General features: G+C 50.4%; 12 protein-coding genes and 2 pseudogenes. 8 read left to right on the top strand and 6 right to left on the bottom strand.

Annotated elements, in window-relative coordinates; all coding sequences use genetic code 11:
* Positions 1 to 516: 516 nt before the first annotated feature.
* Positions 517 to 3,612, bottom strand: a complete 3,096-nt coding sequence (locus M1D99_RS26445) for a TrlF family AAA-like ATPase (RefSeq protein WP_458131022.1) — start codon at positions 3,610 to 3,612, stop codon at positions 517 to 519.
* 297 nt (positions 3,613 to 3,909) lie between these two features.
* Here M1D99_RS26445 and M1D99_RS26440 point away from each other — a divergent pair.
* Together M1D99_RS26440 and M1D99_RS26435 are read left to right on the top strand one after the other, a co-directional pair.
* Positions 3,910 to 4,468, top strand: a pseudogene (locus M1D99_RS26440) (lipocalin family protein).
* 231 nt (positions 4,469 to 4,699) lie between these two features.
* Positions 4,700 to 5,563, top strand: a complete 864-nt coding sequence (locus tag M1D99_RS26435) for a restriction endonuclease (RefSeq protein ID WP_217861175.1) — start codon at positions 4,700 to 4,702, stop codon at positions 5,561 to 5,563.
* Positions 5,564 to 5,720: 157 nt separating this feature from the next.
* Here the strand turns inward: M1D99_RS26435 and M1D99_RS26430 are convergent, their stop codons facing one another.
* The 3 genes from M1D99_RS26430 to M1D99_RS26420 all read right to left on the bottom strand — a co-directional run bounded on the left by M1D99_RS26430 (position 5,721) and on the right by M1D99_RS26420 (position 8,678).
* Positions 5,721 to 7,190: a hypothetical protein gene (locus M1D99_RS26430; RefSeq protein ID WP_458131021.1), complete on the bottom strand. Its 1,470-nt coding sequence runs from the start codon at positions 7,188 to 7,190 to the stop codon at positions 5,721 to 5,723.
* Positions 7,191 to 7,201: 11 nt separating this feature from the next.
* Positions 7,202 to 7,480: a hypothetical protein gene (locus M1D99_RS26425; protein ID WP_217861177.1), complete on the bottom strand. Its 279-nt coding sequence runs from the start codon at positions 7,478 to 7,480 to the stop codon at positions 7,202 to 7,204.
* A gap of 283 nt (positions 7,481 to 7,763) precedes the next feature.
* Positions 7,764 to 8,678, bottom strand: coding sequence for an abortive infection family protein (locus tag M1D99_RS26420; protein ID WP_225936089.1), 915 nt, complete (start codon positions 8,676 to 8,678; stop codon positions 7,764 to 7,766).
* Between the two features lie 92 nt (positions 8,679 to 8,770).
* Between M1D99_RS26420 and M1D99_RS26415 the strand changes: the two genes are divergently transcribed.
* The 3 genes from M1D99_RS26415 to M1D99_RS26405 all read left to right on the top strand — a co-directional run bounded on the left by M1D99_RS26415 (position 8,771) and on the right by M1D99_RS26405 (position 13,431).
* The gene (locus tag M1D99_RS26415) at positions 8,771 to 10,618 is read left to right on the top strand and encodes a P-loop NTPase fold protein (protein ID WP_217861178.1); all 1,848 of its coding nucleotides are present in this window, start codon (positions 8,771 to 8,773) and stop codon (positions 10,616 to 10,618) included.
* A gap of 182 nt (positions 10,619 to 10,800) precedes the next feature.
* Positions 10,801 to 13,062: an nSTAND3 domain-containing NTPase gene (locus M1D99_RS26410; protein ID WP_458131020.1), complete on the top strand. Its 2,262-nt coding sequence runs from the start codon at positions 10,801 to 10,803 to the stop codon at positions 13,060 to 13,062.
* 285 nt (positions 13,063 to 13,347) lie between these two features.
* Positions 13,348 to 13,431 carry a helix-turn-helix domain-containing protein gene (locus M1D99_RS26405; RefSeq protein ID WP_458132168.1) on the top strand — a complete coding sequence of 28 codons (84 nt, stop codon included), beginning with the start codon at positions 13,348 to 13,350 and terminating at the stop codon, positions 13,429 to 13,431.
* 125 nt (positions 13,432 to 13,556) lie between these two features.
* On the opposite strand, the gene M1D99_RS26400 is transcribed toward M1D99_RS26405, so the two are convergent.
* Positions 13,557 to 14,102 (bottom strand): hypothetical protein, encoded by a 546-nt coding sequence (locus M1D99_RS26400; protein WP_458131019.1) that lies wholly within the window; start codon positions 14,100 to 14,102, stop codon positions 13,557 to 13,559.
* 345 nt (positions 14,103 to 14,447) lie between these two features.
* On the opposite strand from M1D99_RS26400, the pseudogene M1D99_RS26395 reads away from it, so the two are divergent.
* The 3 genes and pseudogenes from M1D99_RS26395 to M1D99_RS26385 all read left to right on the top strand — a co-directional run.
* Positions 14,448 to 14,567 (top strand): annotated as a pseudogene (locus M1D99_RS26395) (hypothetical protein); the annotation flags it as partial.
* Positions 14,568 to 14,726: 159 nt separating this feature from the next.
* Positions 14,727 to 15,044, top strand: coding sequence for a hypothetical protein (locus M1D99_RS26390; RefSeq protein WP_217861181.1), 318 nt, complete (start codon positions 14,727 to 14,729; stop codon positions 15,042 to 15,044).
* Positions 15,045 to 15,425: 381 nt separating this feature from the next.
* Entirely contained in the window at positions 15,426 to 15,806 is a 381-nt protein-coding gene (locus M1D99_RS26385; RefSeq protein WP_217861182.1) for a histone-like nucleoid-structuring protein, MvaT/MvaU family, read from the top strand.
* A gap of 240 nt (positions 15,807 to 16,046) precedes the next feature.
* Here the strand turns inward: M1D99_RS26385 and M1D99_RS26380 are convergent, their stop codons facing one another.
* Positions 16,047 to 16,352, bottom strand: a complete 306-nt coding sequence (locus M1D99_RS26380) for a helix-turn-helix domain-containing protein (RefSeq protein WP_217861183.1) — start codon at positions 16,350 to 16,352, stop codon at positions 16,047 to 16,049.
* Positions 16,353 to 16,370 lie beyond the last annotated feature (18 nt).

Genomic DNA, 16,370 nt, shown 5'->3' with positions numbered 1-16,370 from the left:
TGCATCAAATTAGTCATGCTCGTGATTATCGCGCGCGCGTCACTTGGGCCCATATGGCCATTGGGACCAAGATTTTTATCAGACCTGGCTCGTAGGGTTGATGTCGAGCTGCGCGACTCGGATGGCGAGCTACAGGGTCATCGCAGCCAAGCAACCAGTGGGTCAATCAGTTCTGACCCCTGATTCCGCACGTTTTCGACCTCCTTACCAACCGGATACCAGCCGACGTCCCCAACCTTCCGAGAGCACTGCCAGGCTAGTTCCGAAGCTCGTAGCGGTGAGGCATTCGGATCACCACACTCCCGAGCATGCTCTGCGCTCAGTACGACGGATGGCGGTCATGAATGTCGACCATCCATTAGTCGCTGTAAAAGGGGTAGCTAGAGACTCCGTCGTGGATTAAAAACATGTCATCGAGCATTACGTCGCTGAGTCGGCAGTAACGCCGGGTAGATTCCAGTGAAGGAAGCACCCGGCACAGTTGCATCGGTACGGATGCATTATGCCGGGCGCTCATCAATGATATTTGAACCTGCGATTATCGAAGGCAGGCTTCGTCCCCTCAAGCACCTTCACCACATGCCCGTTGATAGCAGGGCTCTCAATGGCTCCTGCGGTGTAGGAGATTTTTTGGCTGTTCGCTCGATCAAAATGAGACCAAATGATTTGCTCCGCGTCGCAGACAACCGCAAGGTTCGGGTTGTGCGTAACCATGATGATTTGCCGACGCTTCTTAGCCTCGGTGAGCACTGGGACAAGAAGGCTCACCACAGTTTCGTTATCGAGGTTTTCTTCCGGCTGATCCAGAATGATTGGGTTGCGCCCCCTGTCCACCAGCAGATAGAAGATCAAGAGCAGAGCACCCCGTTGACCTGGCGAGAGCTGCTCGATCTCAGCATCTTGAAACGTCAACGAATACCGGGGTTCTAGGTAGGAAAGATCAAATAGGAGGTCATAAACCTCATTCGCACTTTTGTCCTTACGCAGCATTGAGTCGATGCCGTATTCAACCCTGTCGCCAATCGTAGCGGCCGCAGCTGAGATCCTGTCGTGCAGCGCTTGAGCAAAAACAACAGCCTCTTCACGGTTGTCGAAATCAGCAGCTTCGCCCAATCGGCGCACTGTGTTGAGGCTCTCGTCCTCGCCTCGAAACTCGCCGACGTTTTGCTTCAGCAGAGTGAAAAGGCTGGTGGCGAAAGCGTCAATTGAGCCGCCGAGCTTCGCCTTGAATTGGAGTTTGTACTCCTCGCGAATCAGACTGTTTCCCTGAATTAGTTCTTGAACCGGCTTGAACAGCGCCTCCCTAGCTCGTCGCTGAGCATCGAGGATGTCGTAGACTTCGCCTGCCAATGCCAGTCGAACGCTCCGATGCGCGTTCAACAACTCTGGCAGAGCATCTATTTGAGCGATCCTAGCCTCCAGTCCTTTCACCGTTTCTGGAGAGTCACTAGAGCCAATAAGCTCCAGATACTTCTTCTCCCACTCTTGAACTGCGAGCAGATGATTCTGATAAAACAGCTGAGGTTGATCCAACTTCGCTTTAGCTTCGACTTGCTTCCCTATGAGTTCCTGGCGTTCACCTTCCGCTGCGGTGGCCCTAATACCAATGGTCCTTTGCTCAGCTAAAAACGCTTCTTCGAACTGTGCCAACGTACCAAGATTTAAGTCGATTTTCGCCACGTCGGTGACGGCCAGGCCCAATAGGTCGAGATCTCTACTGGTGTCGTTCACGAACTGGTCGTAGGTACGCTGGAGCAACCGGACTTGCTCCCTCACGTCCTTGATGGCCTTGCTCTTGGCCGCTAGCTGTGAGGCCTTCTCATTAGCTTTGTTGTGTTCATCTTCCAAACTTTTGAGATTTGCAGCGATTGCCTCAATGGCCTCGGCCGTCGTTTTTTGCTCAGGTGATAGCTCAGCAGAGGGCTTTTCAATTGCCGCTGGCCTCACAGCCTCATGCTCCGCAAGTTGCCGTCGCTTGAGGGTCAGTTGTTCCGTTAGGCTTTTTCTGACTAAAGGATGGAGTTGGTTTTCGTAGGTAGCGATCTCAAGATTGACCCGTTTCAGATCCTTACGAAACTCGTTCAGCTGAAGGCGGTACGTGCTCTCCTGCTGCTCAATTAGCTGGTCAAAATCCAGTGCGCCTAAACGGATTGCATCATCGGTATGCGAGAAAATGACCGCCCTAAGCTCATTTTCAAAAGCGTTAGATTGGCCGGTAACATGTGCGTTGCAGAGATCTTCGAAGTGTCCTTGAGGGATATACTTCACCATTTCAACCATCTCGGCGGGCGGGTCCGCATTGAGATTGCAGGTGTTAATGGTTCCATCATGCCAGATGATGAGCCCCTCGAACTGTCGAGCAGGCTCTCCAGCCTTCCCCCGAAACCGCTCCTTTCGAAGGAAGGAGAAGTGATTGGTCTGGCGCGAATGGCCCAACAGAGCCAGGACGTCAGCCAGAGCGCTTTTGCCACTCCCCTTGTTGCCAATTATGGCGACAAGATCGGAGTTCAACGGAAGCTGGACATCGCCCAGCCAGTGCGAGGCCAGTGCAGATCCCTGCACTTTGCTGATCATCACATGGTCGATGAAATACGTTTTGTTGGCCGCGATATGATCTAGCTTCGGCGGTGATATGCCTATGAATGAGCGCTTTGCGGGCTCTAGTATTGCTTGCTGCAACCCACGAAATGTGGGGTCAGCCTTGATCCAGGTTTTCTTGTCTGACGGAAAGTCGCCGTATCCACGACGATCATTGCTTCCATGAATACCAACAAAGCAGTGCGCATCACTTCCGGCCACAACTAGGCGAGATACGTCTTTCAATCCCTCTCTTATACCAACATAAAACTTGGCATTACCGGGTGTTTCTTCCCCGACAAAAGCGGCACGGACATCTAGATTTCGACTTTCGAAAATCGGAGAGCATCGTACCAGCCCAATGAAATAAGCGTAGTGATCTGTCCATTTCACATCGCTCAGGCCATCGTTCGTATCGTATGGCATGAACCCAATAGCTTGTTCATCAGGAACTTTTGCTATGGCCTCTTTGTAGCTGTCACAAGTCAACTCGGCAATTTTAGCGCCAGCCATATAGGCCTGCGCATCATCTGCTGCCACCTGCTCAGGCTTGAAACCGTGATACCTGAGAAGCGCGTCCGGAACTTGCTTGGCAAAATCAATGAGAGCCCCATCTGACAATGGCCTGCTATTTTCGGCGAGTCGGAGGTGGGATAAAAAATCTTTGAGGATCTGGTCATTCAGCTCGTTGGAGAACAGAACATGGGCATTAAGGCGGCCCTTCATAGGGGCAGCAAGCCTCAGCTCAATCCCAGGGAAGACAGTTTTCGTCAACTTCGGGGCGTCCGGCTCGCTCAATCTGCGTTTCAGCGCAAACCAGCCGTCAAACGTCCAATAGTCCATCAGCGCAAAGACATCGGGCTCCGCCTCATTCAGCGCCTTAATCATCTCGTCCACAAGGGCGTTGTTAGCAGGTGAACCTAGGTTCTTCCGGTCAAATTTCTGCCCGCTCCACTCAAATGACGCTGGAGTGTGAATATGCAAATCCCACTGCCGCCACTCTGAACCGCGCTCACTGCCGCTCTGAATCGCCATTGCTCGCCTTCCTTTGTCTGGAACTGCCGATCCATTTGGTTCATCGCGCCAATGGATACCAGATGGTAGGTCTAGTTCCTATTACCGACAAGTCGACGATTTTTTACCTGAAATGCCTGTTTCTGATCGCTAGCAACCGCTCATGACCAATCGCTTTTGGCCGAATGCTGCCGGTCGCGAAAGGCAGCAATCGGCCCGTCCCAACTGTGAACGCCGCCATCAAGAAATTGATAGCACTTTTCACCCTCACTTATCTCCAATGACATGTGCGTTTCTCCTGACAAACTGGAGGTCGATATGTCGATTCGCAAGATCGCTTTACGTTCCTCCCTGGGTTTAGCACTCGCCGGATGTGCAGGCCCAAGCCAGAAGCCCCCTCCCACGACCATGCAAGTCGACCTTCAGAAATACCAGGCCACTTGGTATGAGCAGGCCAGGTTACCTATGTTCTTTCAGCGGAATTGCCAGCAGTCAGAGGCGCATTATGGTTTACGTGATGATGGCCGCATTGACGTCACCAATCGTTGCAGGGAGGAGGGTGGCGATTGGAAAGAGGTACGCGGAATTGCCGATCCGCAGCAGCCAGGTAAGACAGACAAACTGTGGGTGCAATTTGATAACTGGTTCAGCCGCATTGCACCAGGAATAGCCAAAGGTGAGTATTGGGTGCTTTACCACGACCCCGCCTACCAGTTCGCATTGGTCGGCCACCCGAATCGAGAATATCTATGGGTACTTTCACGCGCATCTGAAATTACCGGCGTCAACCGCGAACAGCTGCTAAAGATTGCTCAGCGACAGGGGGTATGACACCAGCAAACTAATTTGGCGTCCGGCAGATCCGAGCAAGCCCTAGTCGACTTGTAATGGTGCGTAGGCAGCAGTTTACCGATTGCTGCCTGACGTGAGTTTCAGGGAACGGCCAGTAGCAGCCCCGTCACGTGTCTGAAGCATCTTGCCCATTCACCTCATAGATGCATTCTGCTGAGTTAATGCGGGGCGCAATGTAACTCATATAAAATACAGGCATGCACTCCGGCGTTATGGCGTCGGTTTCCAATGGCTTCCAATTCGAACCTTTCCCGCCATGTCTAGAACAATCCAGCGGTCGATGTTAGGCCTCATAGAAACCCTAGAACAGCAACGTGCCGACCCCTCCAGCTCACTAAATTGGAGGGATTTTGAGGACCACGTTCAATATGTTTATCAAACACTTCTGAGCCTTGGTGGCCACAACGTCGTGGTTGCGAAGGATGCTTGTTTGATGGGCCGAGAAGGCGCCGAGTATCAAATTGACGTTTATTACGAGTTTGAGGTGGCTGGAATACGGCATCGAGTTGCTATTGAGTGTAAAAATACAAAACGACGAGTAGAACGCAACGATGTATTGGCTTTCAAAGCTAAGATCGGCGAGTTTTCTGATGTAGTAGGCGTCATCGTTTCTGCCAGCGGTTTCCAATCTGGAGCAAAGGATTTCGCTGAGCGGAACCGAATTTCAGCTTTGAGTATCGAAGAGATTCCCTCAATTGGACAGCTGTTAGGAATGCGGCTTCGTCATAATGCGATACCAACCGAACTCTGCGTTGGAACCCCTTTCTGGACTTTCTTCGACTTGGAAACCGGAGCACCTTTTGGTTTGGGGCATGCTAAGGGTATCCATGCGTTGCTTTTTTGGTCTAAAAATCAAGCAGCTAAATACCATGCTCGCAAACAACTTGCGGCGAACTGGCAGGTTCGTGGGCTGGAAGCACGGCATCTCTTTTCTTATATCCTTGTCGTAGATGCAATGAATGGAAGTTTTGCGACGGCCCCACCACCAAATCACGAACTTGCCAACAGTGGCAACATGTTTAGCGATATGCCTCGGCAGATTCTGATCGATGAATATTGTGAGGAGTACAAGGAGCAGCTCCGAGTTCGACGCGTGATGCCAGGCGCAACCGAAGGATAAGTCAACAAAGACGTGATGTGGAAAGGTTCGAAAGCGGTCATCTTTCGCCGGTCGCTCATGACCGCAAACGGCCCTAAGCTGCCGCCGAAATGTACCAATTCGGCGAAAGCGTCCATGAGTGATCGCTTCCGTCTGACCTGATCTGTTTGTACATGTGTTACACGGGCCTCGAAGGCAGGCCGCAGCGGCCTAGCAAATCCCTCAGGGCAATATCCGTCATCCCGCTCGTGAGGGCGCTGTCCCACTGAGATAGCGTCGCTTGTTTGAAGTTATCGAGGAGAGTTCGAATCACTGTGCTTCTAACATCAATGACCCACTTTGCATGCAGGCCGCTTCGCTCTGCGGACGGAAGCTCATGATGATGGTTGAGTAGTAGTGATGATAGGACGCGTCTTAGTGAAACCATGTTTTGACCAATCTGCGTCGTTTTCGCTCGACGTGACACGGGACGAAAACCAGTCGCATGAAGGGTGGGATTGTCATTGGGCAGTGTCTTGCCGTTGAGATAGATCCACGCTAGGGCTAACCAGATCATGGCGCGCGATGTGTCAGAATCAAGGCTGAAAATGCGGTTCACTTCTCTTTCGGCCTCGTACTCTTTTAATGCCGCACTTGCGAGCACCGCATCGCTCTGCGCATCAAGTGCTTCGACGACAGTGGGTGTTAGGCCACTTCTGTGGTTCGAAAGAGAATGCTGGAGCATGCTCCAGGCAAGATCACGGTGACAGATTTTCCCCTCGATTCGGTGCTCATCGAGCATCTGAACTAGTCCCTCAGGAGCAGTTTCTTCAAGCTCTGATAAAAAGCCTGAGTGAATTTCGGCCACAGATCGGGTGCGCTTTTCGAACGCCCAGTTCTCCAAAATGAAGCGATTGAGAGCAGCATTGATCAGCAGTTTGGCGAACAATCCATCTTGGCTTGGTAGCGTGTTGAGGAGGTCAGAGCGCCAAGTACTTTCAGAGACGCTCTGTGTCATAGATGCAAGAATTTTGGCCTGAATGCCTTTTATATCTTCGTTACTGTATTCCCGAACGCTCTTTCTCTTCGCTGGGCGCGCTTTCTTTTCGGAGGCATACACGAACTGTTGGCATTTGGTCAGAACCTCCCAAGCCCCTGACTCCATGACGACTTCTAACCGATCTGTCGTTTCTGCCGCGTCTTCATTTTGGTTGAACAGCGACAGCAGGTGTGGAAAGGTTTCCAACTCGGATTCAGGAACACACATCCATAGCCATTTAAGAAAGTAGTTGCGAAGCTGCATGTCCGACAACATGCAGGAGCCTACGACCTCATCGGGAACCGTGCGTACTGGTACCTTGGCTTTCAACTGCGCATCTTTTGGGCGTAGCTTCGAAGTGAGCCGGCTGTATGGGATCGCAACCTGAATTTCACTCAGCCACTTTCTGTTATGACTGCTTACCAAGCAGATGATACTTTCCAGCAAGCTATGCTCGTCCGCTGTACCGGGGACTTTTGCGTGGGGTGGCAAGGACAAAATTTCGCGGATGACCTTTCGGACGATACCGTCCTCAATCGCTGTCTTAATCTCTCGGTCCGGATACTCTCGCCCAATGCGTTCGAACTCATCTTTGAGCGCACGCTCTATAGGCTGGAACGTGCGATCCATTTTTCGTCTCCTTAAGCCAAAAGTGGGTCGCCCTTTGGGCGAGTTTTGAGATTGTCACGGGTGCGCTGCATCACCCGCTCTCCTTCTTCGGTGCTGCGGTAGGCGGTGATATTCGCACCAGCCAGAACCATGCCTTCAGCTATGGTTCGCACTCGACCGACCTCTTTATACACGTTGGCCATCTCGCAAATCACTATCTCCTCAGGGTTTTCGAGCAAGGCGTTATGGAGGTGCCATAGTTGATGGCCTTGACGAATGAGCAGTTTTTTCTCGTCGAGGTAGTCTTTCATTTTTCGTCTCCCGATGGTGTCTCTGATGTCCTCGGAATGAGGACGACGGAGAGTGTCAGCCAGGAGGTGTAAAAGATGAAGGCCGAATCTCCCGCGAAATTTGAGGGAGCTACTGAAGTCGGAAATGGGCCACTCCTACCAGCGCGGAACCTTAAAGATCTGTCTTTTCTCTAGGGGATCTCCGGTATCAGACCGGATTTTTAAGCTAACGACCACGAAGAAGCACATGTCAGCAGCGTCAGAGCAAGTCGCTAGAGCTGTGAGAGTCAGGCGATCTTCACTTTTAGTATGTGTTGAGCTTGTCCAGCATGTACCCAGCGATTACGCCAGTTACCTCTACCGCCGCTTCTGCTTCAACCTTTGTAATGCCAGAAGACCAAGGCCGGCCGTGGCCGGCGCCTTCTTTATTTCGAAGACGATTAACGCCTACCGCAACGTGATACATGCCGCGTTCCATAACTCGGCATGGAGCTTCTGTCGATGATGGCGGGTCTTCCGGCGTAGCCATGCCGAGAGCAACAAAGGCTTGGCCAAGCAATGCTGGGAAATTGGCTTGCTGAGGGTAGGCGCCGAACTTCACTGTTATCACGTGAGCCGCCGTCGCTTCTAGTAAGTCTTTGCTTGTGCCGGAGAGCAGCGCTGCGTCTTCCGAACCTTTCTTAGCGCGTCTAGCATATGCTCGTAGTGCCTCGGTGAGGTTCCGGCCACTTAGTGATTCCAAGTTCTTGGATCGTAGATCTCCATCCATTGCGAGCACATAGCCTTCGGAATTGAAGGCGTCTACGGCCCGCAAAATGACATCATTTCCTACATAGTTTTCGGACGTTTCCCTGAAACCACCGGAAGCTCTTATCTTGGAAATCAAGCTCTCGACCAGCTTTCCTCCGGCAACTTGGTCGTTATCGAGTGCCCAGGACAGCACAGCCCGTACACGCTTCGCTTTGCCCACCGTTTGACCCTGTACCTTTGGGTCGATGTTCGATAGTCCCGCGCGGCTAATGTAGAAATCCAGATCCGAATGACTTGGCTCTCTGTACGCCCCCGATTGGGAGTCATCGACCATCTTACTAACTGTCGCCACGATCAAGTCTGTGATTGGAAGTGCCATTCGTTTTATGCTCTCTTTTTTTGTTTTGGGCAGCGTGGAAAGCTTAGTGATCCATTGTTCATTCGTCCAAGCACTGTGCTGGAAGGCCATCGTCGATACCCTTCGCCAATGTGACCTGAAATCCAACCCACTCAAGAGTGGTAAGAACCTAGACCCGCTACAGGCATTCCGGAGTTTTAGCCATGGCGAGCAGCCAATCCAACGAAGCGACCAAACTGCTGGACTATTACCTTGATGATTCTGTCGATACAGAATACGCAATTATGCTCTCTGCCCCATGGGGAGCTGGGAAAACTCACTTCATCAGGAAATATCTGGATCACCGTTCGGCTAGTCTGACTGAGGAAAAAGCCCCCTACTACTTGTATGCGAGCCTTTTCGGCGTCACCGCTATCTCTGCGATCAAAGATCAATTTTTCGCCCAGATTCATCCGCAGCTCAATTCGAAGGGTTTTCAGCTTTTCGGAAATATGGCCTCTGGGGTCTTAGAAAAGTTTTCCGGCGCTAAGGGTGGCGCTCAGGCTTTGAAGGAGTTGCTACTAAACCTGGACGGCAAGATTCTGGTAATCGATGACCTAGAACGCTGCTCGATGAAGATCTCGGATGTCATGGGCTTCATCAACACTCTGGTCGAGCATGAGAAGCTCAAAGTGATCATCCTCGCCAACGAGAGCGAGATCCCCAAAGCCCAGCGTGAAGACTACGACAGGCAGAAAGAGAAGCTTGTAGGCAAGACTATTGAGGTTAAGGCAGATCCTGCTGAGGTTCTGGACAAGCTAACGAGCGACCTGAAGTCAGGCGCTGTTAAGGAGATCGTGTCGGCTGAAAAGATGGCGTTGCTGGCCACTTTCAACGCCTCGAAGAAACCCAATTATCGCAATCTGCGCGCCGTACTAGCGGACTTCGAGCGCTTGGTGGGGGTAGTGGATAAGCGGCTGAGCGAAGCCCCAGATGCACTGAAGCAGCTCCTGTTGTACATGATTGCGACAGGATGTGAAGCCCGCAGTGCAGATTTGAGTGAGGCTATGCTCCGGCAGCTTCCGACTACCGCTTTCTCAGTGGGACGGCTGTTCTCGAAATCAGAAAAGACTCCTACAGAGCAAGCCTTTGAGATGCTCAACAACCGCTACCCCGAGGTCCGCTGGACGGACCCCATTGTCAGCCTGAAGCATCTGGCCGATCTGTTCTTCAGCGGCAAAATCGATGTAGATGCAATCAACGATGAGTTAGCCCGCCATCCAGATGTAGTCGGGCACGCTCATATCCCGGCATGGCGGCTTCTCTGGGATTGGTCGCGCATGAGTAAATCGGAGTATGAGAAAGCCAAGACTGAGCTGTTGAGTGAATTGGCTGACGAAAAGCTTACTCATCCAGGTGTGATTCTGCATGTGGCAGGAATCGCCATTACCCTAGGTGGATATGGTGACCACTTGATAGGCGGCGAGCGGGACCTACTAAAGTATTTCACTGAGTATGTGTTCAGATTGGTAGACGCGGGTACGTTGATACCAAACAAGGGCGTTTATGGCTTCGACAGCATGAGCGCTGTTGGGCTCGGATATTCTTCTTATACCAACCCAGAGTTTACCTCTATCTATACGATGGTGAAAGACGCCAGTGCAGAAGTTTTACGTAGGCAGTTGAAGGTTAAAGCGCACAACTACGTGGCGCGCCTAGCGACTGGGCCTGACAGCTATTCTTCACTATACGAGCATGGCATTGAGGACGAAAACTATGCCGGTGCACCATTTCTTCACCATACAAATGTGGAGGATCTGGCGGCTCTCCTGATCGCCGATTCTCGCACCAATGACCAGCTTTTCGCGTCGCTCGCAAAGCGATACGAGCATAATTTCCAAATCGGCCAGTCCCTGAAGGCTGAGTACGAGTGGGTCGAAAACTTGAAGACTCATTTACTGGCAATGGCCGATGCCGACACTGCGCCGTTTGCAAAAATGCTTCGTGATCGTGTGAACTACTATTTCGAAAAAATCGGAGAAGGAATTGGTTGGCCCGCACCCGTCAGCTAACCCTCTGGCTTAGTTCGGGCGAATGCTCTATTCGCCCGGTTTCTACAGGTAAGATGTAGCGAAGTCGCCTGGTAGCTCTCTCTACACAGCTCTCCCAGCTATAGGCCTTAGAAAAACATCAAAAACTACAACTACGTGCTGATCTGGTGAGTGGCATGTGGCTCACCAATACCGAGGCCTCTGTGAACGAATACGACTTTTCGCGACTAAACGACAAGGAATTCGAAGTCTTCTGCACTGACCTGCTCAGCGCAAGGGAAGGAGTCCGGTTTGAGCGCTTCAAGCCTGGACGTGATGGAGGGGTGGATGGTCGTTATTTTAAGTCCGAGGGGAATGAGTGGATTCTTCAGTGTAAGCATTGGATTTCGACGCCGTTGGAACGTCTGGTTAAGCACATCGAGGACTCGGAGAGCTTAAAAGTTCAGAAGCTATCGCCTAGTCGATATATTTTGGCAGTATCACACCCGCTTTCACGAAAAGATAAAAGCATTTTAATGGAGAAGCTTTCGCCTTTTGTGTGCTCTCCTGATGACATATTAGGTCGCGAGGATTTAAATGATATTTTGGCGAACCACGCTGATGTCGAAAAACGACATTATAAGCTCTGGATTGCTAGCTCAAATGTTCTGAGTTATATCTTCAATAAGCCTATATATGATAGAAGTCAATTTGAGCTTGACGAAATCATGGAGGCGTCTCGTCTGTATGTGCCGACCGTCAACCATGATGAGGCCATTGAGAAACTGGAGTCTATGAATGTCGTCATTATCACAGGTCCGGCAGGGATCGGTAAGACGACGCTGGCTGGTCAACTGATCCTACAGTATGCGGCAGAAGGCTTTGCGCTGTCGGTTATTTCTGATGATATTAAAGAAGCAGAAGGGGTATACGACCAAGATTCAAAGCAAATATTCTATTTTGATGATTTTTTGGGTCGTAACTATTTGGAGGCGCTTTCTGGGCACGAAGGCGCTAAGATCGTGAGCTTTATTCGACGCATTGTGAAAGATCCAAAAAAGCGATTTGTATTGACGTCTCGTACCACCATTCTCAATCAGGGAAAGATTTTGAATGATGTTTTTCATAACTCAAACGTAAGCCGAAATGAGTTTGAAATTACGCTGGAATCTTTGGATAAGATAGACAAGGCCCGAATTCTATATAACCATATTTGGCATTCGGAGATGGATCGCGACTACGTCGAACAGTTATATCTAGGTAAGCGTTACCGAACCATCATTGATCATCCAAATTTTAACCCCAGGCTAATCCGTTTCATTACCGACGCTCAGCGGTTAGAGGACGTTCCAGCTGATTCATATTGGTCGCATGCAATTGATTTATTAAAAAATCCTTCTCAAGTCTGGGATCATCCATTTCAAGCGCAATTGGATGACTGTGGCCGTGCGCTTGTACTACTGGTTGCTTTGAATGGGCGGGTGATCAACGAATCAGAGCTTGCGGAGGCGTTTGCGAGATATTTAGCTTCTCCAAGCACCGCGAGCATTATGGGTAAGAAGGATTTTTTGCTTAATCTACGGCATCTTTCGGGTTCCATGCTTACAAGGTTTGTGAATGGCGATCCCCATCCTTATGTACGGTTGTTTAACCCTTCGTTGGGTGATTATGTAATTAATAGATTTTCTAATAATGCCCCTGCGTTACGGGACTGCTTTGGTAGCTTGAGAACGCTGGCATCTTTAAAAAGCTTGAAGGATATGCTGGGTAACAAAATTATTTCAAAACAAATCGCTGTTAATGTGACAGATCATGTATTTAAGACTGTCTCTGAAATAAATTTTCTTGGCTGTAATGCTGAGTTTGTAGCACAGCTTTGTATCATAAGATCCGACCTTGGCAAAGTTCTTAGTTCTTCCGATAAAAGTCTGCTGAAAGCCATTGAATTTGTTTCTAATGAGATATGCATGCGATCTTTTTTGGCCTCGGCACAAATTCTGCTTTGGGCGTTGTGTAATAGCAGTGTTGATAAGAAAGCAGTTGAAGGTTTCTTGGAAGGTGCATTTGTAAATGATCCAAACGAAGATGAGTTGTTGGTTTTAGGTGAGCTGGTTGCATATTTTCGCGATTCGGAAGATGAATCGATTTCAGAGGCTTATGATGATGCTGTAGCAGACTATTTGATTTCCTCCGTTGAGGACGATTTTCCAGAGTCAATTTTATCAGGCTGTTCCTCTCAGTCAGACGCGCGCAGCAAACTAAAAATTTTGATGGATGAAAGAGCGAGTGAGCTTGGGGCAACAGACTCTTCTAGCGTCGCCAATACCGTCATAGATGCTGTGGACGTAGATGAGCACTACGATAAATATTTTTATAGCTCGGAATATGAACCTGATTATGATTCTTATAGAGATCAAAAAATTGATTGGTCGGGTGCGTTGAGTGTTGCAATTGATCCAATTGATGATTTATTTGCGCGTGACTAATATTGATCTTCAGTCACAATCTCTCAGGGTCGAGGCTTGCCAACTCTAAAAAGTTTGTGTTGTAGCAGTTATTGTTTGGCGATCACCGTTAGTAACATGAGGTCTTGAGGTTGTTTGCTGTGCAGACTGTGGAGGTAACTCCGCCGTGAGAGACCGGACCTTTAGATGAAGGTCCGAAGGGCGCCAGCGGGGCGATAGTTTATAGAACGCTGCAATTCCGACGAGATCACCACGTGCAGCCTCGCGAGTGGAGCGGTTGCCCCTACACTCAGTCGATGAGGCTTACTGAGAGCCCGTGCAATCCGTTTCTCAACGATGACTGCTCTTTGCGAGATCCTGCGATGCCAGCCGGGTGATCTGCTCCAGTAATGCCCTGAATACCGACGCTCACCTCCTGTGGCCGCAGACCGAGGATAAAGCTCACGGCTACATCAGCGATAAAAAACGATATCGCTGATACAACCCTGAGTACGACTCTTACTCGCCGCAAAGAACTACTCGAAGTACGATTCACGGTCCCTATTCGATTCGGAGCTGATGATCTCTAGTCCATGCTGATCGTGCAGCTTCCAGCCCTTAGAGCGATACACCAGTGTTACCACGGCATCGATGTTGAAATCGTTGCCGGACCAAGGGCGTTCTTCATCCTGTTCTCCTTGCCAATCAAAATTCAGCTCCAGCGTCAAATGACCATTAGTGGCGTCATAGGATGCATTAGCTGGATCGACGTTCTCGATGGTGAAAAATGTGGCATTGGTTTCCGCCATCTCTCCGGACATCTGGTCCTCAAGCTGTCTATCCAAATTGGGGAGGATTTCGTCCTGGTATATCGCGTCTTCAAGCTTTTCTAAGCTGAACGCAAGCCTCATAAGCCTGATGTCTTGCGGACTAGATTTTGAGACCTGAGTGAGGTCGTGATAGCTCGTAAAGCCGACGCTTTCGGCTGCCATTTCATGAACAACGTTAAGCGGCATTTGATTTTCACGCGCAAAGTCTTTGCATCGTGATTTGATAATGTTGACGTAGCTGTACTTGGACATAGCACTCTCCAGCATTAGCACGACGATAGCTTGCTAACCGTGTGCGCCATGGGAAAGGTGCCACACAGGGAAGGGTCTTTCTTGATGGTGCTGAGCTTCGCCAACGCAAGCGGCAGGCGTCCATCCACGCCTGCCTTTAAGTTGACTCATTTTCCCGCGTGGCACAACCCCTGGGGCTCAATTCCTCATCAGGTTGGCTATAAGGCACTGAGATGGAAGGAGAGGGAATCGGGTCCCTGGGCAACGCTGGTATTATGAGGCCAGCCTGATAGCACCCTTTTTGAACCTCAGATGCGTGAAGATTTGGCAAAGAAAGGATGCGCGAGCGCTGTTCGGTAGCGCCGAGATGCTTTCCATACCTTCGCCGCCTGCCAGCACATTAGTGTGCCGATGGGGCGACTGCTTGGAAGCCCGATGCTAGCCGCGGGCATGTGGTACTACCGAATGCTGGAAAAATTGCGTTGACCTTTTTAATCCATTTTATCTGATCGGAGGAGCACACTTAGACACTGCACTTTCCCATCGCTGCCGATACGCCATGGGCGCATGAGCCCGACTTCCAGAAAGGCTAGGCTGCTCACCATTTAATACTGATCAACCAGAGACAACAGACGAGACATCTACATGAAAGATAATCTGAGCGAAGAAGAGATGCGCCAGGCGCTTTTTGGAACGCAGAGCAATGGAGCTGCTCCAGTCATTGAAACCCCGCAGGTTACGGCAGATCAGCAGCACGTTTCAAAAGCCCGACCTGCACACGCTAGCCGTTCACCCAAGTTGAGAGTAACACTTTGTGTTAGGTCGGAATTCGAAGGCTCAGCGGAGACGCTGGTCTATGACGCAAGCACGCTGAGTCGACTCGTTGCTGAACAGGAGGCAAAGTCAGAAGCGAAGAAACGCAAGTTCAAATATTTTGAGTTGGTGTCGATCGAATCAATCTGACGGCTTCCAATAGCGTATGGGTACAGAGCCGCTCAACCTTCAGCCGCAAACCAGCCATCGACGATGTCCGACTTCGCTGGCGGAGGCTGTTTAAGGCGCCCAAAGCGTGAGTTGGAGCAGGAGATTGGACATTACTTGAATACCGGACAAGTCCTAAAAAGCTGGCTGGAATTATCCTGCGTTCCAGCAGTCATTTGGCTAATGAGTACAGAAAAAGTGCTCAGTTTCGAATTTGACGCAGCCATGGCGCGATCTACTAAGGCTATAACAAGATGCTGTATTAGGATCGCAAACTCTGTGATTCAATCTCGTTGATTGTCGGGTAAAAACGATGCTATGTCGTCTTGAGTAGCCATCGCCTTTCGAACATAGGAGCAGCATATGTCTAAGCTTGCAGAATATCGTCAATTGGAAAAACATTTGGCCGAGCAGTTAGAGGCCCTTGAAGCGCTGAAGGGTGACGCCGGGCTGAAAAAAGAAATTGAATTTGAAACGAAGCTTCGCGATTTACTTGCGAAATATGGCTTCAGTCTTAAGGACGTCGTTAACCTTTTGGAGCCAAAAAGCGTAGGTCGGGGGGCTGGCGCTGCCGCTGCCGCTGATGCTCCGAAAGCTGGAACTCGGAGAGCGCGCGAGGTGAAAATCTATGAACATCCAAAAACGGGTGAGCGCGTTGAAACCAAAGGTGGCAACCACAAGATTTTGAAGCAGTGGAAATCTGAGCATGGGTCTGCGACCGTCGAATCCTGGCTCAAGAAGTAAAGAGCGCGAGTGTGACAAAAGGCCCTGTGGGGCCTTTTTTCTTTCTCCGAAATCGGCATGGGATGACTACGGTACAACCCAATAGTCGCGATTAGCTTTAGCTGCATTAGCGCCAGTGGTACTGCATCGCAGACATACAGCCGTCCGCACAAGTCCTTCGATGATCCTCTCAACCAGCACGCAGGTATGCAGTCTTGAGCGTCTCTGCTGGACCTTTTCGGAATGTGATTGGGGCAGGGATTATTCAAGGCTATTGAGATAAGCCATCAACCGCTCCTTCCCAGACTCGCTGAGCCGAAAGTAACGCTCAAGCAGGTCCGCTTCATCATGACGGTAGGCGTAAAAGTATGCGGCGGGCAGGTCCAGCTCAACTGCGACTCGTTCTATCAACTCAGGCGCTGGAACGCGTTTGCCAAGCTCATAGCGATTCATACGCGTGCTCGCCGAAGCAGGATCAAGGCCGATTCGTATCCCCAATTCCTCTTGAGACAGCCCAGCACTTAGTCGTGCGTGTTTGAGCCGTATGGATAGCGTGCTGGTTGTCATGATGTCTTCTAGAAAATC

The sequence above is a fragment of the Pseudomonas sp. R3-41 genome (assembly GCF_054161485.1).
This window is presented reverse-complemented; position numbering and strand designations above follow the sequence as displayed.